We start from the raw sequence: 23110 nt of genomic DNA, 5'->3' as shown, positions 1-23110 counted from the left end.
CTCTCCGGCGCAGATCCAGCCCGGTCAGACCGTGACCCTGTCCTGGACTGTCCAGGGCGCAACCTCCCTGACGATCAGCCCCGGTGTCGGATCCGTCGACGGGCTTACCAGCCGGACCGTCTCGCCGTCGGCCAGTATGACCTACACCCTCAACGCCGCGAACCCCTCCGGGTCAGTCACCGCCTCGACAACCGTGACGGTGGCGCCCGCGCCCTATCCACCGGGCCTCGCCTCGGGCAGCCTGCAGGTCGGCGGCGTCACCCGCGAGTTCCGCGTCTACACGCCTGCCGGAATGACAGGGAGCCCGAAGGCGCTCGTGCTTGTCCTGCACGGCGGCGGCGGCATCGGGCTCGGTATCGCCAATCCCGGCGCTCATCCCCTCTCCGTCTTCCGGGATGTGGCCGATCGCGAGGGCTTTGTCGCGGTCTATCCCGGCGGGCTCCCGGCCCTGGACGGCTCGCCCGGCTGGAACGACTGCCGGTCCGACAACCAGACGTCGAGCCAGGCGGACGATATCGGCTTCCTCAACGCCCTGATCGAGCAGCTTCGCACCGCGTATGGTCTGCCGACATCCAAGGTCTTCATGGCGGGAGGCTCGAACGGTGCGCAGATGACCCTCTCCTACGCCCTCGCCGGACCTGCCAATGTCGCTGCGGTGGCGTCCTCAAACGGGAACATGGCCAAGACTCCCAAGACGGGCGCCTGCAGCGCCTCCCCGCCACGGCGGCTGCCAGTCCTCATGGTGCACGGGACGGCGGATCCCGCCATGCCCTATGCAGGCGGGTGCGTGGCCAACCTGGGCGGAAACTGCAACCGGGGCCAGGTGATCAGCGCCGAGGCGACCCGTGACGTATGGCGCCAGGCGAACGGCGCTACGGGGACCCCTGTGGAGACTGTCTTCAATGGCGACCCCTCCGATGCCGGGCCGGCCAACAGGTTGGTCTACTCTGGAGCGTCTGACGTCGAATGGTGGCGGATGGATGGGGCCGGTCATCCTGTCGCAAGCCAGACGGTCCTGGTCCCTACCACTCCCGAGAGCGGACGACAAAACCGCGACGTTGAGTTCGCTGAGATCGCCTGGAGCTTCTTCAAGTCCAAACTCTAGTCGCCCCCAGCGTCCGACCCCCCGCTTCGAACCGCCCCTTTTGACCGTCGGGCTCAGACGGATCTGAGCGCGCTCGCGGGCCGGGCGGACAGGATGGGCAGGGCGCCGGCAAGGCTGAGGACCAGCGTGACCGTCAGCCCTGCACCCAGGGTGGCCAGGACCCGGCCCCAGTCGGGCGCCCATGTGAACTCAAAGACCTGGACGATGATCCACCAGGCCCCTCCGAGGCCGATCGCCAGGGCGACGGCGCCGAGCAGCAGACCCAGCAGCCCGTACTCGAGGGCCTGGACAGCCAGCAGTTGCCCGCGGGTGGCCCCGAGGGTCTTCAGCACCACCGCGTCGTAGGTTCGCGACTGCCGGGCGGCGGCGACGGCGCCGGTCAGCACCGCCATGCCCGCAAGCAGGGTCACGGAGGCGGCGGCAAGGACCGCGAGAGCCATCTGGTCCAGCAGGGTCCGGGCCTGGCCCAGCACCTCTCGCACCGAGATCACCGAAGCTCCGGGAAAGGCGGCCAGGATGGCCCGGGCGGCGGCGGTTTCCCTCTCCGGCGGCAGGTTGACGGCGCCCGCCAGGGTGTGCGGGGCGCCCGCCAGGGTGCTGGGCGGGAAAACCATCAGGTAGTTGAAACCCATCGTGTCCCAGTCGATCCGGCGGAGGGAGGCGATACGGGCCGCGATTTCCCGTCCCAGCACGCTGACCGTGAGCATGTCGCCCACCCCGAGGCCAAGGTCGGCGGCGACCTCGTCATCCAGGGAGACGAGGGGAGGACCCGCATAGTCCCTCGGCCACCACTCACCGGCCATGATGCGGCTGCCCGCAGGCAGATCCGCCGCATAGGTGACGCCGCGTTCGCCGCGCAGCACCCAGGCTTCGCGCGGGATGACCTTGAGATCGCGGACCTTCTGGTCTCCGTAGGCCGTGATCATGCCCCGCAGGGCGGGAACCAGGTCCACCTGCGCGCCTGGCGCCGCGTCCCTCACAACCTTGCGGAAGGTCTCGGCCCCGCCCGACGGCACGTCGAGCACGAACTGGGCCGGCGCCCGGGCCGGAACCGACCGGGCGATCTCGGCGTCCAGGCTGGTCTGGATGGCGGCGATCAGCACGAATAGGGTCAGGGACAGGCCCATGGCGATCACCAGGGCGGGGGTCTGGGCGCCTGGCCGGTGGAGGTTGGAGATAGCGAGGCGCAGGAGCGGCGAGGCGGGTCGGGGCAGGCGTCGGGCCAGCGCCTTCACCCCGATCCCCACCCCAAGCAGAAGCAGCAGCGCCCCCGCCGCCGCGGCCAGGATACTCGCCGAGTATAGCGGCCGGTCGGCCGTCCCCAGGGCAAGGCCAACCGAAAGCAGCACCGCCGCCCCGACCACCAGCACGTCCCGCCGCGACGGTGGGCCCGAGGGCTCGATCGCGGCCCTCCAGATGGCGGCGGGCGGGGTCGATCCCGCCCGGGAGAGGGGCAGCCAGGTGAAGATGAAGGCGATCAGCAGGCCCTGCGCCGCAGCGATCAGCAGGGGGGCCGGATGCAGGGAGAACTCGGGCTTCACCGGCAGGCGGTCCCCAATCAGGGACAGGATGGCCGAGGGCGCCGCGGCGCCCGCAGCAAGGCCCGTCAGGATGGCGGCGACCGCCACCACCCCCAGCTGCAGGAGGTAGATCCCGGCAATGTCACGCCCCGAGGCGCCGAGCACCTTCAGGGTGGCGATGGAGCCGCGTCGGGCCGACAGGTAGCCCGTGACCCCGTTGCTCACCCCGATGCCGGCGATCACCAGGGCGGCCAGACCGATCAGCCCGAGGAACTGGCCCATGCTCTCGAAGAACCCGCTGGCGCCGGGGGCTGCCCGACTATGGTCGCGCACCTGCCAGCCCGCCTCCCTGTGCTCGCGTTTCAGCGACTCGGACAATCGGTCCAGGCGACCGGTCCGGTCGTCGGGAAGCCTCACCCGGTACTTCGACTGGAACAGGCTGCCGGGCTGGATCAAGCCCGTGGCGGGAAGGTCCTCCAGGCGGATCAGGGCGGCGGGTCCCAGACTGAAGCCTTCGCCCACCCGATCCGGCTCGTTGTCGAGAACGCCGGCGACCCGGAATTCGGCCCGACCGAACCCGACGACGGACCCGGGACCGACCCCCAGCCGCTCGGCCAGACCTTGTTCCACCAGCACCTGGCCCGGTCCCGGTCGTGGCGCGGGACGCACGCCGGATGGGCTCTGGACCGTGAGGCTGCCATAGAGGGGATAGACATCGTCCACCGCCTTGAGCTCGGCGAGCATGGGCGGGCCGGACCCGCCCCGCGCCATGGCGCGTAGCCGGACGGTCTCGCTGACCCGGCCGAGGTCGGCCATCACCTGCTTCTCAGCATTGGTGGCGTATCTCTGGGTGAGGGCGATCTCGATGTCGCCCCCGAGAAGCTCCCGGCCCTTCCGAGTCAGCTCACCGGTGATAGCGGCGGTCAGGCTGCCGATTGCGGCGAGAGCGGCGACACCGAGGAAAAGACAGAGGAAGAGGAGGCGCAGGCCTCGGAAGCTGGCCGACAGATCCCGCCGGGCGATCCGCCAAAGGGTGGATAAGGCGACGGGTGTCATGTCAGCCGGTCGGAGACGATCCGGCCGTCCGCCATCTCTACGATCCGGTCACAGCGGGCGGCGAGCCCAGGGTCATGGGTGATCATCACCAGGGTCGCTCCGGCCGCGGCCCGGCGCTCGAAAAGCAGGTCCGCCACCCGCCGGGAGGTCACCCCGTCCAGGTTGCCTGTGGGCTCGTCGGCGAAGATCAGGCCGGGCCGCGGGGCCATGGCCCGGGCGATGGCCACCCTCTGCTGCTCGCCGCCAGACAGCTGGGTCGGGTAGTGACCCAGCCGGTCGGCTAGGCCCACTGCGGACAACTCCGCCACGGCGCTTTCCCGGGCGTCTTCTGTACCGCACAGCTCAAGAGGGGTCGCCACGTTCTCCAGCGCGGTCATTGTCGGCAGGAGATGGAAGGCCTGCAGGATGATGCCGATCCGCCCCCGGCGCGCTCGGGCCAGAGCATCCTCGTCGAGGGGGCCGAAGTCCTCGCCGTCGATGCGCACCTCTCCGGCGGTCGCACGCTCCAGCCCGGACAGGACCGCCATCAGGGACGATTTTCCGGAACCCGAGGGCCCCAGCACCGCAAGGCTTTGTCCGCGGGGGGCGTCGAGGTCAACGCCCTTGAGGATATCGGTGTTTCCAAGCGAGAGTGTCACCCCACGCGCGCGGATCATCAGGTCGGTGTCGGCGTCGCTGTGGGTCATCAGTGGAGGCGTCCGGTGCGTTCGGGATTGTGGCTATATGTGGTTGTGGCGGGGCTTTGCCAGTTTCTCCTGGCCTGTTCGCCGGGCGGCGATGCGCCCCGGACACAGAAGCCGCCCGCTACAGAGGCGGCCTTCGAGGGCCCCCTCGTGGTGGCCTTCGGAGATAGCCTGTTCGCCGGATATGGTCTCGAGCCCTCGCAGGGCTTCGCGCCGGCCCTGGAGCGGGCCCTGGCCAGACAGGGCGTCCGGGCCCGGGTGGTCAATGCGGGGGTCTCGGGAGACACCACCGCCGCGGGCCTGGCCCGCCTGGGTTTCACCCTCGACGGCCTGCCGCGCAAGCCGGACCTGGTGATCGTCGGCCTGGGCGCCAACGACATGCTGAGGGGACTCAGCCCGGCGCAGACCCGGACCAATCTTGAGGCGATCCTGGCGGAGCTCAAGCGCCGGGGCGTTCCGGCCGCCCTCACCACGATGATGGCGGCGCCGAACCTTGGCGAGGACTACGCGCGGGCGTTCAACCCGATTTACGCAGACTTGGCCCGGTCGACAGGCGCGGGGCTCTATCCCTTCTTCCTGGAGGGCGTGGCGGGTCAGCCGGAGAAGCTGCTGCCGGACGGCATGCATCCCAACGCTCGGGGCATTGAGGAGATCGCCGCCCGGCTGGCCCCGGCCGTGGCTGGCGACCTCCCCGCAGACTGAGGAAGAGGGGCGGACCAAAACCCGCCCCGTTCCGATCACTTCGCCGCCGGCGGTGCGGCGATCACCTCGACCGGCAGGCCAAGCTTGTCGAGTTGGGGCCTGACCACCGAAGCGTCGCCCACGACCACGAAGGTCATCCGGGACGGATCGATGACCCGCCGGACCGCCGAGTCCATGTCCGCCGCCGTCATGGCGCCATAGCGTTCGGGAAGCCGCTCGTACCAGTCGTCAGGTCGATTGAACTCGGCCAGCGTCGCCATCCCGTTCAGCACCGAGGCGCCCCGCTCGAACTGGCCTGGCAGTTCCCGCGTCGCCCCTTCGATGGTCAGCTGACGTTCTTCGGCGGTTGTTCCCCGGTTGGTGGTGAAATCCCGAATCTCCTTCACGATCTCCGAGATCGAATCGGCGGTGCGGTCGGCCTGGACGGGCGCGCTGACCCGGAAGGACACGCGCTCGACCACCTCAGGCACGCCGGAGCCGACCCCGTAGGACCAGCCCTTGGTCTCGCGCAGATTCATGTTCAGGCGCGAGAGGAAGCCGCCGCCCAGCACCTCGTTGCCCGCCTGAAGGGACAGGAGGTCGTCTCCGCCCTTGGCCTGAAGGACCTGACCGGCTGAAATCACCGACTGGGGCGACTTGGGACGATCGATCAGGACGACCCGGCTGCCCGACGGCGCCGGGGGCTCGACAAACACCTTGGCGCCCCTTGCCGTCCCGGTCGCCGCTTTCCAGTCGCCAAGGGCCGCGTTGAGCTGGGGCAGGAGTTCTGCGAGCGGCCTGTCCGAGACGATAAGCAGGCGTCCGTTGTCCGGCCGGATCCATTGGTCGTGAAGGTTCCGAAGGTCCGCAGGGCTGAGAGCGCTGACGACGGCCGCGTCGCCCGCGCCGCTGGTCCGGACGCTGTAGGGATGTCCGGCGCCGTAAAGCCGCCTCGAGAGTTCCAAGACGGCGATGGCCTGCGGGTTGTTTGCGTCCGCCGAGATCCGCGCCAGTTGCTGGCCCCGGATCCGCTCGACCACCTGCGGCTCGAAGGTCGGTCTGCGCAGGACGTCGGCGTAAAGGGCGAGGGAGGGCGTCAGATTCGGGGTCAGGGCGTCGAGCATGACCGTCGAGCGGTCCGCGCCCGCCGAGGCGCCGACCCTGGCGCCCAGGAGTTCGCTACGCTCGGCGATCTCGCGGCTGGAGAGAACACCGGCGCCCTCCGTGAGGGCGCTGAGCATCAGGGACTGCGCCCCGTACCTTGTGGCGCCGTCCGCCGCCGTCCCGGCGTCGAAGCTCGCGGCGATGAGGGTTCGCGGCTCCCCTGCGCGGCGCGCGTAGACGACAGGCATGCCGTTGGCCAGCCTGGCGCGCTCGATGTCCGGGAAGTCCAGGGTCGGGACCTTGCCGGCGCCTGGCAGGGTCGCATCGGCGCGGGGCGCCCGCGGCGCCGTTGTGACGCCGGTCCGGTCGATCACGGCGCCCTTCGCCGCCTTGTCTCCCCCCAGAGGGCCGCCATCGAGATCACGCTCGCCCGGATCGACCCGGAGGGCCAGGGCCGGCCGGCCGAGCCAGGTCTTCAGGGCGGACTGCACGGCGGCGGGAGTGAGGGCGGCGTAGGCGTCGAGCCGCTTCCGGTAGAGTTCGGGGTCATTTGCGTAGAGCTCACCCTCGGCAAGGGTCACCGCCTTGCCGCCAAAGCCGCCAACGGCCTCCGTTTCGCGAATCTTGCCCGCAATCTCCACCCGGCGCGCCCGATCCAGCTCAGCAGGGGTGGGGCCGGTGGCGATCAGTCCGGCGATCACCTCGTCCATCCGCTTGGCCACGAGGTCCGGCGAGACGCCCGGACGGACATCTGCGGCCAGGGTCAGGATCCCCACCGACTGGAACACTCCGAAGTCCGCTGTGACAGACACGGCGATCTTCTCGTCGCGGACCAGCGCATTGTCGAGGCGCGAGGAGGAAAGGCCGCCCAGGACGCTGACCCCCGCTTCCAGGGCGACGGAGGACAGGTCATTCAGGCCCGGCGTGGACCAGCTGCGATAGATCCGTGTGGTTGCGACCCGGTCCTTGTGGGTCAGGCTGACGGGCGCCTTGAGGGTCACCGGGCCGTCCTGAACAGGAGCCACGCGGGGGCCGCGGGGGATCGCTCCGAAGTACTTTTCGACCAGGGGGCGAGCGGTCGCAAGGTCGATGTCGCCGGCCAGGACCAGGACGGCGTTGTTCGGGCCATAGTTATCGGTGAACCAGCGCTTCACATCGTCAAGCGAGGCCGCGTCGAGGTCGGCCATGGATCCGATCGTGCTGTGACGGTACCCATGGCCCGGGGGGAAGAGATTGTCGTTGATCAGATAGTCCACAAGGCCGAAGGGCTGGTTGTCGTACTGGCGCTTCTCGTTCTGGACGACGCCCCGCTGATTATCGAGCTTCTCCTGGGTGACAGCGCCCAGGAGGTGGCCCATGCGGTCGCTCTCCAGAAACAAGGTCCGGTCCAGGGCGCCGGTCGGGACGGTCTGGAAATAGTTGGTCCTGTCGAACCAGGTGCTCCCATTGAGGTCGGTGGCGCCGACCTCCTGGAGCGGCTTGAAGTAGTCGCCAGGCGCGTTCTCCGACCCGTTGAACATCAGGTGCTCAAAGAGGTGCGCGAAGCCGGTGCGACCGGCGGGCTCATGCTTGGACCCGACCCCGTACCAGATGGAAACGGCGACGATCGGCGCCTTGCGGTCGGTATGGACCAACACCCGCAGGCCGTTGGGCAGGGTGAAGCGCTCGTAGGGAATATCGACCAGTCGCGCCAGTTCAGAGGCGGGGGCGGGTTGCACCGCCGCTGCAGGCGGCGCCGGAGCCGAGATGACGGGGGAGGTGGAGAGGGTGAGGAGGAGGGCGAGGCTCGCCCCGGAAAACAGCCTTCCGGCGAGGGTCATGTGAACTCCGGTGTCAGGTCAGGCGCGAGGGCCCGGCGGCGGTGGGACTACGATACAGATACCCCCCAGAAGGCCGGAGGCAAGTCCGGGATGCCTTCCGGTGTCCCTCCTGGCCCGATGGCGGCGGGGGCCCAGCTCCAGTCCGCGCCTGATCAAGTTCAGCAGGATCGTGCCGCGAGCAGCAAGATGATAAGAGTTGCGTGAGTCGTGTGCGCCGCGCCCATGGAGTTGATATCAGGAGTTCCGCGGTTGGACGAAAGCGCCCGTTCAGGCCGCCTCGGCATCCTTCGCCATACCGGAGACTGGTTTTCAATGACCGGAAGGCTCGCTCGTCCAGAACGCAACATGAGCTACGCCGTCGGGGGCGTGGATCTGGTCCTGAGCTCCATCCTCAGGGATGTCGAGGTGGGCGCCTACCTGGACGTCGGCGCCAATCATCCCATCGATTTCAGCAACACATACATTTTTTACGAAAGGGGATGGAGCGGGTACGCCGTCGATGGAAACGACGGCTATAGGAATGACTGGTCTGAAATCCGGCCTAGGGACACGTTCCTGAACGAAATCGTATCTGACTCCCCGAAATCAGTACGCTTCGAGATCTTCCCGGATCCTACGATGAGTACGATCGCTCACACGACAGGCGAAAAGTACCGGTTAAAATTCAAGGACCTTAAGCCTAAAATCTTGGATGTCGAGGCGACAACAATCTTTCATATCTATCAATCCTATATCAATAGAGAGATACATTTATTTAATATAGATATCGAAGGAGAAGAATTGAATGCGCTAAAAGGCGCTCGTTTGGATATATTCCGACCTGGTGTTATATGTATTGAGATAAAAAATGTATCGATATATAATATACAAGACAACGAGATATTCAGATATATCGAAAACTTTGGATACCGCTTGATCGCCAAGACGCCATTAGACTCGATATTTGTGGATACTCGAAAGCCCTACCTGAGCTGGATTCCCAATGGGATTGTCTGATGAGGCTGTGTTTACTCACCGGGGGAGACATCAATATGTGGGATGAAGTCCATGCGGTTTTCGGGCTGGCGGCGTGGTTCGAGGATGGGGAGTGAGGATCGGATGCTAGAGTCAAAGGCTATGAGGCCCCTGGATCTCGCCTCCAACGCGGACGGATTTTCTGTCGTGGATGCGCCTGACCTCCGGAAAGTTGTCCAGGAGCTCGTTCTTGAACATCTCTCCGACGCGGCGGGTAAATCTCTGCCGACGATCAGCGCTGCAGCCGCCTACTTGTCGGGCGAAGGATATCCAAATTTCCGGGAGAAGGCGGCGAGGATGCTTCCGGCCTACCTCTTTGGGGCCCTTCAACGGGCCCTTCAGGAGGAGGGGTTTCTCGATCCTTTGGCCGGCGAGTTCGTGACTGGTGAGGAGGGTAGGGGTGAACCGGATGTCTACTGGCGCGTCGTCCGTCCGGACAGCCCTTCAGACGTTGGCTCCATCCACGCCGACAAGTGGTTCTGGGACCTGCTCGGCTTCGACTTTCCTGCCGACATGCAGCGGGTGAAGGTCTGGCTTCCGCTCCTGCAGGATGATGACAATCCGAGCCTCATGGTGCTGCCGGGATCCCACCTCAGGGACTTCCGTTACACGTCTTTCGTGAACCACCTGGGGCATCGTAAGCCCCAGTACGCTGACGAGGACATTACCGACCGCCTCATCCCGGCGCCCGTTAGGACGGGGCAGGCTGTCGTTTTCAACGATCGGCTCCTGCACGGCGGTCGCTCGACCGGCGTCCTGCGCATCAGCCTCGAGTTCACTCTCGCCTGCAGGCCTCGCGTCTGACCACTGGACCTTGCCGCCAGTCCGTCCATTATCCCCGGTACAAGGATATGGCGCTGCGGGAGAGTGAAGATGGCTGATGGAACGATGGGGAGGACTCCGGTGAAGGGGGTCCAGGTCGACGTGGCTGTGGTCGGCGCCGGCTTCGGCGGCCTCTACATGGTCCACAAGGCCCGGGAGGCCGGCCTGTCCGTCCAGGGGTTCGAGGCGGGTGGCGGGGTCGGCGGCACCTGGTACTGGAACCGGTACCCGGGCGCGCGGTGCGACATTCCGAGCCTGTTCTATTCCTTCACCTGGTCCGAGGACCTCGCCCGGGAATGGCGCTGGAGTGAGAAGTACGCGCCCCAGCCTGAAATCCTGAAGTACGCCGAACATATTGCGGACCGGTTCGACCTGCGATCTTCCTTCCTCTTCGAAACCCGTGTCGAGAGCGCAGTCTTCGACGAGGCCGCCGGGCGCTGGACTGTGAAGACCAACCGCGGCGACGAGGTTTCGGCCCGGTGGGTGGTCATGGCCACCGGCTGCCTGTCCGTGCCCAAGACGCCGGACATCCCGGGGGCCGACCGCTTCAAGGGCGAGACCTACCTGACCGGCCTCTGGCCGCACGAGGGCGTCGACTTCACAGGCAAGCGCGTGGCGGTGATCGGCACCGGATCCTCGGCCATCCAGTCCATCCCCCTGATCGCTCAGCAGGCCGCCCAGGTGACGGTCTTCCAGCGGACGCCCAACTTCTCGCTTCCGGCCCTCAATTCGCCCCTCGCCGACGCCGAGATCGACGGCTTTCTGGAAGGCTTCACCGCCTACCGCGACATGCTCCGCAGCGGGCAGTCCATCTTCCCGTCGCCACCCCCCGATCTGCGAGTCCAGGGAGAGGAGCTCGAGGCGCTGAAGGCGGGTCTCTGGAACGGCATGGGCCTGATGTCCCTGTCCGCCATTCCCAACCTGATGCGCATGCCGGACCTGAACGAAGAGATCTGCGAGCATGTCCGCGACCGGGTCCGGCAGATGGTCCGCGATCCCGAGGTGGCAGAGCGCCTTGTCCCCCGGGGCTACGCCATCGGCGCCAAGCGGCCCTGCGTCGACACCAACTACTACGACACCTTCAACCGAGAGAACGTGCGCCTCGTCGACCTTCGCGAGACCCCCATCGCGACCCTCACCGAGACCGGCGTCCGGACGACCGCCGGCGAGTCGGAATTCGACGTGATCGTCTTCGCCACCGGCTTCGACGCCATGACCGGCGCCCTCCTGAAGATGGACATCCGGGGGCGTGGCGGACGCACCCTCGGGGAGGCCTGGGCGGAGGGGCCCAAGACCTATCTGGGACTGATGGTCGCCGGCTTCCCGAACCTGTTCACCGTCACCGGCCCGGGCAGCCCCTCCGTCCTGTCGAACATGATCTCGTCCATCGAGCAGCACATTGACTGGATCAGCGGCGCCATCGGCTGGGCGGATGGCCGTCAGGTCCGGACCCTGGAGGCCGACGCCGGGGCGCAAGAGGCCTGGATGGCGCATGTCAACGAAGTGGCGCAAGGCAGCCTCTACCTGGACGCCGCCTCCTGGTACATGGGCGCCAACGTTCCCGGGAAGCCGCGGGTCTTCATGCCCTACATCGGCGAGGGCTACAAAATCCGCATCGATCAGGTGGCGGCCCGGGACTACGAGGGCTTCCGGACGGAGTAGCGGTCTGCGCGTCCGGCGGGCCGGGGGAGGAAACATGAAGCGTCTGATCGCCGCCGCCCTTGCGGCCGGCAGCCTCGTGGCGGGTTCCTCCGCCGCCCAGGTCGCCCTGAAGCCGGAGACGCCGAACCTGCTGTTCTGGAGCGCTGAGCAGCAGGCCCGCTGGTATCCGGCGATGGAGACGGTCTACCAGACCCGGCCGATCGCTGCGGGAGACCGCGTCCACGCGCTGCCTCTTGCGGACCGCAACCTTGATCCCGTCTTCACGCATGCCGGCCGGACCTGGACCGTCGACGAATACATGGCGACCTACCGTGTCTCCGGGCTTCTGGTGATCCGCGATGGCCAGGTCCTGCTGGAGAAGTATGGCCTGGGACGCAGCCCCAGGGATCGTTGGACCTCCTTTTCCGTGGCCAAGTCGGTGACAGCCATACTGGTCGGGGCCGCCATCCAGGACGGCCGGATCAAGAGCCTCCAGACCCCGGTGACGGACATCCTTCCCGAGTTGAAGGGGTCCGCCTACGATGGAGTCTCTCTGCGACAGCTCCTCATGATGAGCTCCGGCGTTCGCTGGAATGAGGACTACAGCGATCCGAGCTCCGACGTCGCCAAGGGCCCCACAGAGGGCGTCAAGCTGGCGCAGGGGCAGCCCGATCTGAACCCTGTCGTCGCCTACATGCGCACCCTGCCGCGGGCCCACGCCCCCGGGACGACCTTCAACTACAACACCGGCGAGACCGACCTTGTCGGGATCCTGCTGGCCAGGGCGGTTGGAAAGGGCCTGGCGGACTACGCATCGGAGAAGATCTGGAAGCCCTACGGAATGGAGGCGGAGGCTGTGTGGGTGACCGATCCCGGCGGCCTGGAGCGCGGCGGATGCTGCATCTCCATGACGCTCCGAGACTACGGGCGCGTTGGCCAGTTTGTACTTGACGAGGGTATCGTCGATGGCCGGCCCGTCCTGCCTCCTGGCTGGGCGCGGGAGGCCACAAGCAAGCAGATCGAGAACGGCCAGGCCGGGTATGGCTACTTCTGGTGGATGCAGCCCAATGGCGCCTATCAGGCGACGGGAATCTTCGGCCAGTCCATCACCACCTTCCGCGAGGACCGGATCATCATTGTCGTGAACTCGGCCTGGCCCAAGTCTGGCGGGCCGGATCTGCGTGATGGGCGCACCGCCCTGATCAATGCGCTCCGGCAGGCGGCCATCGCCCCCGCGCCCTGAGTCCCATCCGTCGCCCCATGGGGCGCTTGCATTTGCCCGTCTGTCGGGGGACTTTCGGTCCAAGCCCTCCTGAGCGGGGCGAGAGTGGAGGATGACAAGACCATGGGCTGGAATTTCGGAGACATCCTGGACGCGGTCGGCCCCAACGTATCCCCGGAGGCGCCGGCCTTCATCCATGGCCAGCGGGTGATCAACTGGGGCGACGCCGTCCGGACAACGAACAACATGGCCCGGGGGCTGATCGCCCGGGGCGCCCGGCCTGGCGACAAGATCGCCATCTACATGCGCAATCGTCCTGAGTATCTGCTGGCCGTCGCGGCCGGGTGGAAGGCGCGCCTGACCCACGTCAACGTGAACTACCGCTACACGCCCGAGGAAGTCTGGTACATTTTCGACAATTCCGACGCTCAGACCGTGGTTTACGCCAGCGAGTTCAGAGATGCGGTCGCTGAGATCCGGCCCCGTTTGCCCAAGGTGAAGACCTGGGTCGAGGTCAGCGAAGACAGCCAGGTCGCGCCCTTCGCCGAACGCTTCGACGCCCTTGGCGAGGAGGGCAACGGGGGGCCGCTGGACATCCAGCGCTCCGGCGACGACCAGTTCTTCATCTACACCGGCGGCACCACCGGCATGCCCAAGGGCGTGATGTGGACCCACCACGACATGCGGGAGATCACCCTTCAGGCGGCCCGCAAGTTGGGACCGGTGCCTGAGACCCTTGAGGAGCTCGCCGAAGCCACCCGCCGCATGCCGGTGGGCGCGCGCATCCTGCCGGCCCCGCCCCTGATGCACGGCACGGGCCTGCTGACCTCAATGGGTGCGATGATGGCGGGCGGCTGCGTGATCACTCTGGAGAAGCCGACCTTCGATGCAGAGGAACTGCTGACGGCGATCGACGCCCACAAACCCCAGACCCTGGTGATCGTGGGCGACTCCTTCGGCAAGCCGATCCTGAACGCCCTGAACGCGGCGCCGGGCCGCTACGATGTTTCCAGCATCCTGACCATCGTCTCCTCCGGCGTCATGTGGAGTCACGAGGTCAAGAAGGGCATGCTCGAGCACATGCCCCAGGCCGTGCTGAGCGACGGCTTCTCCTCCTCCGAAGCCCTGGGCATGGGCAACTCCATCATGACCAGGGACTCCGAGGTCCAGACCGCCAAGTTCATGCTGGGTGAGCGCTGCAAGGTGTTCGACGAGAACGACCAGCCGGTGGAACCGGGCTCGGGCAAGTCGGGCATGGTGGCCATCGGCCCGCCCAATCCGCTCGGCTACTACAAGGACGACGAGAAAACCGCCCGGACCTTCCGGACCATCAACGGCGTCCGCTATTCCATCCCGGGCGACTGGTGCATCGTCGAGGCGGACGGCACCCTGACCCTGCTTGGGCGGGGCTCAGCCTGCATCAATACCGCCGGGGAGAAGGTCTTCCCCGAGGAGGTGGAGGAGGCGCTGAAGACCCATCCCAGCGTCGATGACGCTCTGGTGGTGGGCTTGCCCGACGAGAAGTGGGGCCAGGCGGTGACCGGCGTTGTCCGGCTCTCCGAGGGCGCGAGCCTGGACGAAGAGGCTCTGCGCGCCCACGTCCGCAAGAGCCTCGCCGGTTACAAGACCCCGAAGCGGGTGGTCTCCACGGACCAGTCGATCCGGGCCAGCAACGGCAAGGCCGACTACGCCACGGCCAGGAAGATCGCCGAGACCACTCTCCCCTGAGCGGGCCGGTCAGCGCCTGCGGATCTCCATCGGGTAGCCGGGGCGCGAGGCCCCCGCCGCCCGGTCGAGGTCGGTCCATCCGGAGGCGTCGCCCGCCAGGGTGGCGCGCCAGAAGGCCGATTGCAGGGCGCGGAGCCGGCTGGCCGTCCGGCCCAGGACAGGGTCGCTCTCCGGGGCGTCGAAGTCTCCATGGCGGAAGCCGTCCAGCACGGCGGCGTACTTGCGGCCGGGCGGGGCGCGATTGAAGGCCTCCAGTCGCCAGTCCGGCGTCTCCCCCGCCGCGCCGAAATCGCGGCTGCCGGTGACGCTGAAGAGGGGCAGGGACATACGGTCGAAGGCGCCGGGCCTGAGGCCCAGTCGGCCGCTGCCCTGGCCGCTGATCGCCAGGCCGCTGCGGAAGCCCGACGGAAGGGGGGGCGGCGGCTCGGGCGACAGCCGTGCACCGCAGAGCACCAGGGTCAGGTAGGCGCCGAAGGAGTGGCCAGCCATGCCGATGCGCGTCGGGTCGATACGCGCACGCACTGCGGCGGGAAGGCGGTCATCCCGTTTGCGCACGAGGCCGAGCAGGAATCCGATGTCCGCCAGGCGGCTGCGAAGGAAGACCGGCCGCTCCATCACCTCCGTCAGGGGCGGGCCGCCCGGGCGACCGCCCATGGCGGCGGCCAGGGCCTGGCGCACAGCCAGGGCGTCCTCGGCCGGGAGCGTGGGGTCGGGGACCTGGACCGAGTCCGTGTGGGTGGGATGGATGACCACGACCCCCCGGGTCGCCCAGTATCGGCCGGCCTCCCCAAAGGCGGACAGGGACCCCCCGAAGCCATGGCTGAACAGGACGACAGGCCAGGGCCCGGCGCCCGCCGGCATGTGAATCCGGGTCGCAATTGTCCGCCCCCGCGCAGGGTCGACCAGGTCGATCCGCTCCAGGGTCCGGACGGGGGGCTGGAGATCGGCGGGGACAGCGAGAGCGGGGGCGGCCTGCAGCAGGCGACGGCGAGTGATCATGCGACGGTTCTATCCGCTGCAGGGCGGGCTGCGCCAGTCCCGGCTCGGGGCTGGCGTCAGGAGCTTGCCTTGTCTACTCCGGGCGTGAGGAGCGCCCGATGACCCAGACCGCCGGAACCCCTTTTCGCATGATGATGCAGTCCCTGGCGCCCGGCGAGGGCGGCCTGGTCATCGACTTGCCAGAGGACTGGCTGCAGGGACGGACCGCCTACGGCGGCCTGACCGGCGCCCTCTGCGTCGAGGCGGCCGCGAGACTGAACCCGGACCTGCCGCCCCTTCGCAGCGCCCACTTCGCCCTGGCGGGGCCAGCCTCAGGCCGCCTTATCGTGACCGCCGAGGTCGTTCGCCGGGGCAAGTCCGCCGTCGTCATCGAGGCCTCGGTCACCGGGGAGGCCGGACCGGCCGCCCGTGCGCTCCTGACCTATGGCGGGGTGCGTGAGTCCCGTGTCATGCGCACGGGAGAAGCGCCGCCCGTCCTTCCTCCCCCGGAGGATTGCACCGCCTTCTTCGCTGCGGACAGGGCGCCTGGCTTCGCCCGGCACTTCGACGTCCGGCTGGCGGGCGGGGCGCGGCCGATGACCCCGGAGGCGGAGCCCCGTATCGCCGTCTGGATCCGGCACGGCGATGGCGAGGCCCCCGCGGGCGCGCCTGCCCTGGTGGCCCTGGCGGACGCCGTTCCCTCTGCGGCCCTGGTGCTCTTCCCCGAGTTCGCCCCCTTCAGCACCATGACCTGGTCCCTCGACTTTGCGACCGACGCGCCGGCCAGCGCCTCGGGCTGGTGGCTCCTCGACAGCCGGATCGACGCCGCCGCCGGCGGCTACGCTGCGCAGGACATGAGCCTCTGGAACGATGCCGGCCAGCTGGTCGCACGCGCCCGGCAGATGGTCGCCGTCTTCATCTGACGGGGTCCAGGCCCAGCCAGGTCCGCGCCCTCGGCAGGCGGCGCAGCACCAGGAACTCGACCAGGCCCACAACGACGAGGCTGACGCCCAGGACGGGCATGAAGACCCCGAGGGCCAGGATGGCGACGCCCACGGCCCTGGCCGCATTCCGGTTGGTCAGCCGCTCCGGCGCCCCAAGGACGCCCAGGGGCCCGCGCCGGCGCCACATGATGATTCCGCTCACCGACAGCAGCACCAGGCCCGATGCCGCAAAGAGACCAAGCAGCTGGTTGGCCAGCCCGAACAATTGGCCCTCATGCGCGGCGATGCCGTAGCCGATGGCCTGGTCGATCGGATGCTTGTCCCCGAAGTCCTCGCGGCCTGTCACGGCGCCCGAGGCGGGATCCAGGGTCAGCACCACCCGCTGCGGCCGGTTCGGCGTCTCCGACCTCACGGTCCAGTCCGGAGAGGACCGCCAGCCGCCGCCAGGGGAGGGCGGGGCGATGAGGACCGGCGGCGGCAGACCCAGCCCGGCAGCCGCTTCCGCCATCCGGTCCAGGGACGGATTGGCGGCCCGGATCTCCTGGTCCGCCGGCGCGTTATGTGCGGCGTGTGGGTCCGAACGTTCGGACTTGCGGCCTGAGGACCATTCTTGCGAGGCGGCCAGGGTTCCCGTCACCCGGCGAACCTCCTTGAAGGCGTCATTCCAGACCGTGGTCCAGGGCAGGCCTGTAAGCAGCAGAAACAGGGCGAGCCCGGAAACCCAGAAGCCAGTGACCGCGTGCAGGTCCCGCCAGGCGAGGCGTCCGCCGAGGCCAAGCCGGGGCCAGAGGACCCCGCCGGGCCCTCGACCGCCGCGCGGAAACCAGAGGACGAGGCCGGTAAGGATCATCACCACCGCCCATCCCGCCGCGAGCTCGACAAGGATGGCCCCCCGGTCGCCCATGAGGAGTTCGCCGTGGAGCGTCTTGATCACCTCCATTGGTCTTTCGGCCTCCCTCTGGAGAGACAGGACCACATTGGTTTCCGGGTGGACAAAGGCGATCAGCGGTCCGTCCGGCGTGGAAAGGGTGATCCGGGCGGCATCCCCCGGGCGTGAACGGACCTCGTAGAACCGGAGCCTGGAGCCTTCGGGCGCCGCGGCCAGAGCGGCGTCAACCTGGGCTTGGGCGCTCCGGGGACCACCTTCCATGACCAGATGGTCGAAGGGACGATCCAGGAAGGCCTCCACCTGGGGCTTGAACAGGTAGGCTGCCCCGGTCAGCGAAAGGACGATCACGAAGGGAATGCAGAACAGACCGGCGTAGAAGTGCCAACGCCAGACCGTCCGGTGGGCGAGGATGGCCTGCCTCTCAGCGGCTTCGGGGTTCTGGAGGATGTCGGAAGGGGCCATGGCTCTCACCACCGTCCCTTCAGGTCGATGACGAAGGACCTCTGCGGCAGGGGGTGGGCGACGTAGGCCTTGTCATTGAGCAGATTGTCGATCCCGATCCCCAGTTCGGCATAGTCGCCGACGGCGAGCGTCACCCGCCCGTCGAAGGTCAGGTACTCGCTCTGGAACCCGTAGGCGTCGCCTCGAGACAGGCCGAACAGGTCCGAGTTGGGACGGGTCGCGTACCGCCAGCCCAGGGAGGCGCGGGCGGCGTCCGAGATCCGGTACCGGACCGATCCATTGGACCGCCATTCGGGAATCCGAGGGAACATCTCGCCCTCGGCCAAGGGCGCGGATCGGTTCCGGAGGGTCCGGGCATCCATCCAGGAGACATTGGCGTCCACGTCCAGCCCCTCGATGGCGACATCCCGCGCCTCGACGATCACCTCCAGGCCGACCTGGCGTACCCGATCGACATTCTTGAAGGAGGAGGTGACCTGGCCGAAGGGGTTGAGGCCCTGGAAGCTGAAGATGGCGTCGTGCACATCCTGCAGGAAGGCTGACCCGGTGAATCTGACGTCGCCAAAGCTCCGGCGAAGGATCAGGCTGGCGTCGATGGAGGTCTCGGGCCTGAGGTTCGGGTCGAAGCTCTGCGGGTCGATTTGCTGGGTGATGTCATCGATGCGGCCCTGGAACAGCTCTCCGACGGTCGGAAAGCGCGTGGCCGTCCCGAGGCTGAGCTGGACGTCCCAGCCAGCGGTCAGCGGCCCCTGGAAGCTCAACTTGGGGCTGACGGCGCTGTCGATCCGGTCGGGATAGGCGTCGTCCACCTGGCGACCGGCGATCAACTTGCCGATGCCGCCATCGTACGCCTTCCAGCTGTCATAACGCAGGCCCGCGGTCAGCCGGTAGTCGCCGGGCAGGGAGATCTCATCTTCGAGGAAGACCCCGAAGGTCGTCGTCTTCCCCCAGGTCGCCGCCGAGAACACCCGCCCGGTGGCGTTCTTCCAGGCAGTGGTGTTGAAGGTTTCGGACTCAGTCTCGTAGAGGCTGCCATTGACGCCCAACGCCAGGGCGTGGTTCCCGAAGGCCTTCTCCACGACCAGGTCCCCCGTCCACCAGCCGGGCTGACGGGCCAGGGTCTGTGTCCCGGCGCCGTTCACCAGGCCCGTCGCCATGTCTCGGGAGGTGCGACCGTCCTGGCGGGCGATCCAGTAGCGCGAGAGATTGGCTGAGACGTCCCAGCCCATGGCTGCACCGCCCGCTCTCAACCCCGCCAGGTACTCGGTGCGCTCCGTCAGCGACTGGTTGAGCCCTGTTGCATTCCAGGTCTTGCCGCCGAGGACGACCCTTCCCTGCCAGACCGGCGCGCCGCCAGCATCCCTCAGAAAGGTCCGCGTATCTGTGAGGTCCTGATCCGTCAGCCAGGCGAAGCCCAGGGCCTCCAGGCGCCAGCCATTGTCCATCTCCCAGCCGGTCCTGACCCGAAACTGGTTCTGGATGACGCGGACGGGGGAGGCGGCGCCGAAAACCGGGGTCGCCAACCTGGGATCGACATAGGCGCCTGTCACCGCCGTCCCGGTCCCGGTCGCCGCCGACAACAGGTTGTACGTCATGGATTGCCCGGTGTTCTCGAAGCGCCTGAACCCCGCCCGCAGGCTGAATGGCGAGTTCTCAGGCTTCCAGGACAGGCCGCCCTCTGCGCTGTAACCCTGGAAGGCTTCGTCGAAACCGTACTCCTTGAAGGGCATGGTCATGACCTGGGACTGGGCATAGACCTCGTTCCGCTCGGGCGCCCGGGTGGTGACAGAGATCACCCCGCCCATCGAGTTACCGCCGTAGCGCGCCGAGTAGGGACCGTAGACGATGTCGAACTGACGCACCTCAGCCGGCCCGACGACGTTCCATTTGGGCGGAAAGTCCCATCGGTTGCCCAGGAAGTTGGAGACGACGAAGCCGTCGACGAGGACCAGGGTCCGGGCGCTCTGGACCGTGTTGGCGCCCCGCAGGGCCACCACGGCGTTGTCGTCGCCCGCAAACCGCTTCCGGACGAAGAAGTTGGGCGCATACTTCATCAGGTCTTCGACATTGACGGCGTTCACCGCTCGGAACTCGGCCTCGCCGAGGGAGACGGACAGTCCCCGGGGCTGGACGGTGATGGGCCGGTCGCCCTGTCCGACGATGATGACGGCGTCAATCTCGGGGGCTTCGGCGACGGCGTCCGAGGCGTGAACGGACACGGGAGCTGCGGCGACCGCGAGGGCCGCCAGAAGGGCGCGCCGCGAAGCGCCGGCGCGAATGGGGGGGGTCATTGAGGGTCTCTCGACTGAATGTCAGGCAGGGCCGGGCCAAGCTGGCCGGGGCGACAGGGTCAGACGAGAGAGGGAGGACCGGTCTTGGGGGGAGGCGGCGCCGGAAGCCCCAGGCCGGGGCGCTGGTGTTCCGTCCTGACGCCAGGGTGTGCGGTGGGCGCCGGCCAGGGCGCTGGAACCGGCAGAAGAACGGACTCGGTCGGTGTGAAGGCCGCCGTCGCCGCGAAGGCGCACGGGGAATCCGAAGCGCCCCTTCCAGCGTCCGGGCCTGTCCCGTCGTCGCTAAGCGGGGCCACCATGGCCCCCTGGCCGGTGCAGAGGGTCATCTGCAACCCGCCGTCGGTCGTCTCTGCGAACATCACGCCCGCCGGAACGACAATGCGCATAGCCAGGGCCAGGACCACCAGGACGGGGGCCGCCCGGCGAAGCATCCAGATGAGGCCCGCGATGCGCATGGCGCGCTTCCTAAGCTACAACCGGACGGCCTGTCCATCCGGGTCCGCTGAGACCGTCTCCGTTGTCTCTGGCCGACTTCCGGGACAGTGTGGGGCCATGCTGAACCCCGCGCCTGGAGGCCCCGTCCGCCGTCGCGCCGACGCGGTGCTCGTCGCGCGACGGTTGGCGCCCAGCCGCGCCCAGGCGCGGGCGGCCATCGAGGCCGGCGGGGTGACCGCTGACGGTCGCCATGTGACGCGTGCTTCGGACCTCATCGCAGAGGACGCCGAGATCACCTTCCGGGCCGCCTTCGAGGAGGTCAGCCGGGCGGCGGGCAAGCTGAAGGGCGCCCCGGGCTTTGCCGACGCCCCGCTGGAGGGCGCCATCGTGCTGGACATCGGGGCCTCTACCGGCGGCTTTACGGAGGTCTGCCTCAACCGGGGCGCCGCCCGGGTCTACGCAGTGGATGTCGGCCGCGGGCAGCTTCACCCGCGACTGGCCGCCGATCCGCGGGTGATCAGCCTGGAGGGCGTCGATGCGCGGCGTCTGGACCGGGAGTGGATCCCCGAACCGCCCGACGTGGTGGTCTGCGACGCCAGCTTCATCGGGCTGGCCAAGGTCCTGCCGGCGGCACTCGACCTGGCCCGGCCCGGGGCCTGGCTCTTCGCCCTGGTCAAGCCGCAGTTCGAGGTGGGGCCAGCGAGGGTGGGCAAGGGAGGTGTGGTCCGCGACGAGGCCGCGCGAACAGCGGCGCTTCAGTCCGCATGCGCCTTCCTGGAGGGCTCGGGCTGGCGGGTTTCGCAGACTGCGGAGAGTCCCGTTGCGGGCTCGGACGGCAACCTCGAATACCTGGTCACCGCCCGGAAGGGCTGATCACTCCCGCCCGCTGGCCCGCCAGATGCCGTCTGCATTCCGGCAGACCTCGAACTGGCGGGGTTGGCCATCCTGGGGCGACTGCTGGACCCAGCGGCAGTTCTCGCGGCTGTAGTCCGTCTGGGTAACCTGGGGCGGATAGTCGATGCAGGTGACCGATCCCCGGCCGACGCCGTAGCCGATCCCCGCGCCCGCGGCGGCGCCGATCACCGTCCCGGTCGTCTTGTTGCCCTTCCCGGCGATGGCCCGGCCCAGCAGGGCGCCGCCAATCCCGCCGATCACGGCGCCGGTGGTCCCGGCCTCCTTCTTCTTCTGCTTGCAGATGTCTCCGCTGCCGAAATCGCCCGGAGGCGGATTGGCGCGCACCGGGGCTGTGGTGACGCCGGAAAGCAGGATGGCGACGGCGGTCGCGGCGATGTACTGGCGCATGCGTCAGCTCCCTCTTGAAGAGGGTTCAGGGTATGCGACAGGCCGTCGATTGCAAGGCCAAGACGAGGGCTCCCCGCCGGGCGTCGAACCGGTCTAAGATCATCCGGTGCCCCCTCGCAGACCCTCCCCGCCGCCCGCGCCGCCTCCTGAGGGTCTCCTCACTGTCGAGTCCGTGGGCGGGGAGGGGGACGGTGTGGTGCGCACGGCCGAGGGCCGCCTTCTGCACATCCCCGGAGCGCTTCCCGGCGAGGTGATCCGCCTTGGCGCCGGACCCGACGGACCCGTCCTTCTTTCCGTGGACCGGGCCAGTCCCGACAGGCGCGCGCCGCCCTGCCCGCACTTCGGGACCTGCGGGGGCTGCGCCCTCCAGCACTGGGACGAGACGGCGGCCCTGGCCTGGAAGGTGGAGCGGCTGCGCGCCACCCTGGCCCTCGAGCGGCTGGAGACGGACATCCTCCCGGTGGTGACGACGACGCCCGGCGGCCGGCGACGCGCCGCCCTCCACGCCCGCCGGGGCCCCACCCGCACGGAGGCGAGGATCGGCTTCAAGGCGCGCCGGTCCTGGAGCCTGGTGGAGCTGTCGGACTGCGCCGTGCTCGATCCGGCCATCACCCGGGCTCTTCCTCTGCTCCGGCGCCTGGCCGCGCCCCTGCTGGAGCATCCCAAATCGGCCCCCGCCCTGCACGTGACGGTGACGGATACCGGCCTCGATATCGACGTCACCGGGGTTGAGGCGCGATCCGGCGGCCTGTCCGCGGACGCCCGCCAGCTGGCGGCGGAGGTGGCGGGTCAGGGCGACATCGCCCGCCTCACCCTCGCCGGGGACATCCTCTTCCAGCAGCGCCAGCCCGTCGTCCGCCTGGGGCGGGCCAGGGTGGTCCTTCCGCCCGGCGCCTTCCTGCAGGCGGCGCCCGTCGCCGAGGCGGCCATGGCGGCGGAGGCTGTCGCCGCCGCCGAAGGCGCCCGGAGGATTGCAGACCTGTTCTGCGGCGTGGGCACCTTCACCTTTCCCCTGGCGGAGGTCGCGCCCGTTCTGGCGGTGGACGGATCCGCCCCCGCCATCGCCGCCCTGGTCGCCGCCGTCGCCACGGCGCCCGGCCTGCACGGGATCACCGCCGAGACCCGGGACCTGTTCCGCCGGCCGGTTGCAGCGGCGGAGCTGCGTCGCATCGACGTCATCGTCTTCGATCCGCCCCGCGCCGGCGCCATCGCCCAGACAGCCGAGATCGCCCAGTCGGGCGCGGCCCGGGTGGTGGGCGTTTCCTGCAATCCCGCCACCTTCGCCCGGGACGCCCGGCGGCTGGTCGACGAGGGATTCCGGCTGGAGCGCGTCCGGCCCGTGGACCAGTTCCTGTGGTCGCCCCACCTGGAGCTGGTTGCAGTCTTCAGCCGCTGAGGCCTGCGCCTTGCCCG

The 23110-nt window shown here is 68.5% G+C and carries 18 protein-coding genes; 10 read left to right on the top strand and 8 right to left on the bottom strand.

All coding sequences use genetic code 11. From position 1 onward, the window contains the following. Positions 1 to 1105, top strand: a 1105-nt coding sequence (locus tag IM632_RS13660; RefSeq protein WP_296552480.1) for a PHB depolymerase family esterase, incomplete at its 5' end; no start/stop codon positions are given. Positions 1106 to 1158: 53 nt separating this feature from the next. Here IM632_RS13660 and IM632_RS13655 read toward each other — a convergent pair. Both IM632_RS13655 and IM632_RS13650 read right to left on the bottom strand, forming a co-directional pair. Continuing rightward, a complete protein-coding gene (locus IM632_RS13655) occupies positions 1159 to 3681 on the bottom strand; it encodes an FtsX-like permease family protein (protein ID WP_296482647.1) in 2523 nt (840 codons plus the stop codon). After that, on the bottom strand, positions 3678 to 4367 hold the full coding sequence (locus IM632_RS13650) for an ATP-binding cassette domain-containing protein (RefSeq protein WP_296482645.1): 690 nt from the start codon (positions 4365 to 4367) through the stop codon (positions 3678 to 3680). The genes IM632_RS13655 and IM632_RS13650 overlap by 4 nt, the downstream gene beginning before the upstream one ends. A 15-nt stretch (positions 4368 to 4382) precedes the next feature. Here IM632_RS13650 and IM632_RS13645 point away from each other — a divergent pair, with 15 nt between their 5' ends. Beyond that, positions 4383 to 5066 carry an arylesterase gene (locus tag IM632_RS13645; protein WP_296482642.1) on the top strand — a complete coding sequence of 228 codons (684 nt, stop codon included), beginning with the start codon at positions 4383 to 4385 and terminating at the stop codon, positions 5064 to 5066. Between the two features lie 35 nt (positions 5067 to 5101). Here the strand turns inward: IM632_RS13645 and IM632_RS13640 are convergent, their stop codons facing one another. Then, positions 5102 to 7969: a pitrilysin family protein gene (locus tag IM632_RS13640; RefSeq protein WP_296482640.1), complete on the bottom strand. Its 2868-nt coding sequence runs from the start codon at positions 7967 to 7969 to the stop codon at positions 5102 to 5104. 249 nt (positions 7970 to 8218) lie between these two features. On the opposite strand from IM632_RS13640, the gene IM632_RS13635 reads away from it, so the two are divergent. The 5 genes from IM632_RS13635 to IM632_RS13615 all read left to right on the top strand — a co-directional run bounded on the left by IM632_RS13635 (position 8219) and on the right by IM632_RS13615 (position 14396). Continuing rightward, entirely contained in the window at positions 8219 to 8965 is a 747-nt protein-coding gene (locus IM632_RS13635; protein ID WP_296482638.1) for an FkbM family methyltransferase, read from the top strand. Between the two features lie 51 nt (positions 8966 to 9016). Continuing rightward, positions 9017 to 9787, top strand: coding sequence for a phytanoyl-CoA dioxygenase family protein (locus IM632_RS13630; protein WP_296522997.1), 771 nt, complete (start codon positions 9017 to 9019; stop codon positions 9785 to 9787). A gap of 69 nt (positions 9788 to 9856) precedes the next feature. Beyond that, positions 9857 to 11467 (top strand): NAD(P)/FAD-dependent oxidoreductase, encoded by a 1611-nt coding sequence (locus IM632_RS13625; RefSeq protein WP_296482633.1) that lies wholly within the window; start codon positions 9857 to 9859, stop codon positions 11465 to 11467. A 34-nt stretch (positions 11468 to 11501) separates the two neighbouring features. After that, the gene (locus IM632_RS13620) at positions 11502 to 12689 is read left to right on the top strand and encodes a serine hydrolase domain-containing protein (protein ID WP_296498452.1); all 1188 of its coding nucleotides are present in this window, start codon (positions 11502 to 11504) and stop codon (positions 12687 to 12689) included. 102 nt (positions 12690 to 12791) lie between these two features. After that, a complete protein-coding gene (locus tag IM632_RS13615; protein ID WP_296518954.1) occupies positions 12792 to 14396 on the top strand; it encodes an acyl-CoA synthetase in 1605 nt (534 codons plus the stop codon). 9 nt (positions 14397 to 14405) lie between these two features. Here IM632_RS13615 and IM632_RS13610 read toward each other — a convergent pair whose 3' ends face one another. Next, positions 14406 to 15395, bottom strand: a complete 990-nt coding sequence (locus IM632_RS13610) for a hypothetical protein (RefSeq protein WP_296482622.1) — start codon at positions 15393 to 15395, stop codon at positions 14406 to 14408. A gap of 98 nt (positions 15396 to 15493) precedes the next feature. Between IM632_RS13610 and IM632_RS13605 the strand changes: the two genes are divergently transcribed. After that, entirely contained in the window at positions 15494 to 16297 is an 804-nt protein-coding gene (locus IM632_RS13605; protein WP_296482618.1) for a thioesterase family protein, read from the top strand. On the opposite strand, the gene IM632_RS13600 is transcribed toward IM632_RS13605, so the two are convergent. From IM632_RS13600 to IM632_RS13590, 3 genes are read right to left on the bottom strand one after another with little or no spacing between them, the layout of a single operon-like run. Then, positions 16290 to 17669 (bottom strand): PepSY domain-containing protein, encoded by a 1380-nt coding sequence (locus IM632_RS13600; RefSeq protein ID WP_296482616.1) that lies wholly within the window; start codon positions 17667 to 17669, stop codon positions 16290 to 16292. The two genes, IM632_RS13605 and IM632_RS13600, sit on opposite strands and share 8 nt — an antisense overlap. 5 nt (positions 17670 to 17674) lie before the next feature. Next, positions 17675 to 19960: a TonB-dependent receptor gene (locus tag IM632_RS13595; protein ID WP_296482614.1), complete on the bottom strand. Its 2286-nt coding sequence runs from the start codon at positions 19958 to 19960 to the stop codon at positions 17675 to 17677. Between the two features lie 59 nt (positions 19961 to 20019). Further along, entirely contained in the window at positions 20020 to 20415 is a 396-nt protein-coding gene (locus IM632_RS13590) for a DUF2946 family protein (protein ID WP_296482610.1), read from the bottom strand. A gap of 97 nt (positions 20416 to 20512) precedes the next feature. Here IM632_RS13590 and IM632_RS13585 point away from each other — a divergent pair, with 97 nt between their 5' ends. After that, on the top strand, positions 20513 to 21268 hold the full coding sequence (locus IM632_RS13585; protein ID WP_296482607.1) for a TlyA family RNA methyltransferase: 756 nt from the start codon (positions 20513 to 20515) through the stop codon (positions 21266 to 21268). Here the strand turns inward: IM632_RS13585 and IM632_RS13580 are convergent, their stop codons facing one another. Continuing rightward, entirely contained in the window at positions 21269 to 21697 is a 429-nt protein-coding gene (locus IM632_RS13580) for a glycine zipper 2TM domain-containing protein (RefSeq protein ID WP_296482604.1), read from the bottom strand. A 106-nt stretch (positions 21698 to 21803) separates the two neighbouring features. On the opposite strand from IM632_RS13580, the gene IM632_RS13575 reads away from it, so the two are divergent. Next, positions 21804 to 23093: an RNA methyltransferase gene (locus IM632_RS13575; protein WP_296482601.1), complete on the top strand. Its 1290-nt coding sequence runs from the start codon at positions 21804 to 21806 to the stop codon at positions 23091 to 23093. Positions 23094 to 23110: the final 17 nt, after the last annotated feature.

This window comes from Phenylobacterium sp. (genome assembly GCF_020402505.1).
Lineage (GTDB): Bacteria > Pseudomonadota > Alphaproteobacteria > Caulobacterales > Caulobacteraceae > Phenylobacterium.
This window is presented reverse-complemented; position numbering and strand designations above follow the sequence as displayed.

What these genes read in the sequence shown, in the direction of transcription:
- IM632_RS13610 (WP_296482622.1), bottom strand. Translation starts at nt 15,395, where the DNA reads ATGATCACTCGCCGTCGCCTGCTGCAGGCCGCCCCCGCTCTCGCTGTC.
- IM632_RS13625 (WP_296482633.1), top strand. Translation starts at nt 9,857, where the DNA reads ATGGCTGATGGAACGATGGGGAGGACTCCGGTGAAGGGGGTCCAGGTC.
- IM632_RS13620 (WP_296498452.1), top strand. Translation starts at nt 11,502, where the DNA reads ATGAAGCGTCTGATCGCCGCCGCCCTTGCGGCCGGCAGCCTCGTGGCG.
- IM632_RS13595 (WP_296482614.1), bottom strand. Translation starts at nt 19,960, where the DNA reads ATGACCCCCCCCATTCGCGCCGGCGCTTCGCGGCGCGCCCTTCTGGCG.
- IM632_RS13615 (WP_296518954.1), top strand. Translation starts at nt 12,792, where the DNA reads ATGGGCTGGAATTTCGGAGACATCCTGGACGCGGTCGGCCCCAACGTA.
- IM632_RS13655 (WP_296482647.1), bottom strand. Translation starts at nt 3,681, where the DNA reads ATGACACCCGTCGCCTTATCCACCCTTTGGCGGATCGCCCGGCGGGAT.
- IM632_RS13580 (WP_296482604.1), bottom strand. Translation starts at nt 21,697, where the DNA reads ATGCGCCAGTACATCGCCGCGACCGCCGTCGCCATCCTGCTTTCCGGC.
- IM632_RS13650 (WP_296482645.1), bottom strand. Translation starts at nt 4,367, where the DNA reads ATGACCCACAGCGACGCCGACACCGACCTGATGATCCGCGCGCGTGGG.
- IM632_RS13590 (WP_296482610.1), bottom strand. Translation starts at nt 20,415, where the DNA reads ATGCGCATCGCGGGCCTCATCTGGATGCTTCGCCGGGCGGCCCCCGTC.
- IM632_RS13630 (WP_296522997.1), top strand. Translation starts at nt 9,017, where the DNA reads ATGCGGTTTTCGGGCTGGCGGCGTGGTTCGAGGATGGGGAGTGAGGAT.
- IM632_RS13640 (WP_296482640.1), bottom strand. Translation starts at nt 7,969, where the DNA reads ATGACCCTCGCCGGAAGGCTGTTTTCCGGGGCGAGCCTCGCCCTCCTC.
- IM632_RS13600 (WP_296482616.1), bottom strand. Translation starts at nt 17,669, where the DNA reads ATGGCCCCTTCCGACATCCTCCAGAACCCCGAAGCCGCTGAGAGGCAG.
- IM632_RS13605 (WP_296482618.1), top strand. Translation starts at nt 15,494, where the DNA reads ATGACCCAGACCGCCGGAACCCCTTTTCGCATGATGATGCAGTCCCTG.
- IM632_RS13585 (WP_296482607.1), top strand. Translation starts at nt 20,513, where the DNA reads ATGCTGAACCCCGCGCCTGGAGGCCCCGTCCGCCGTCGCGCCGACGCG.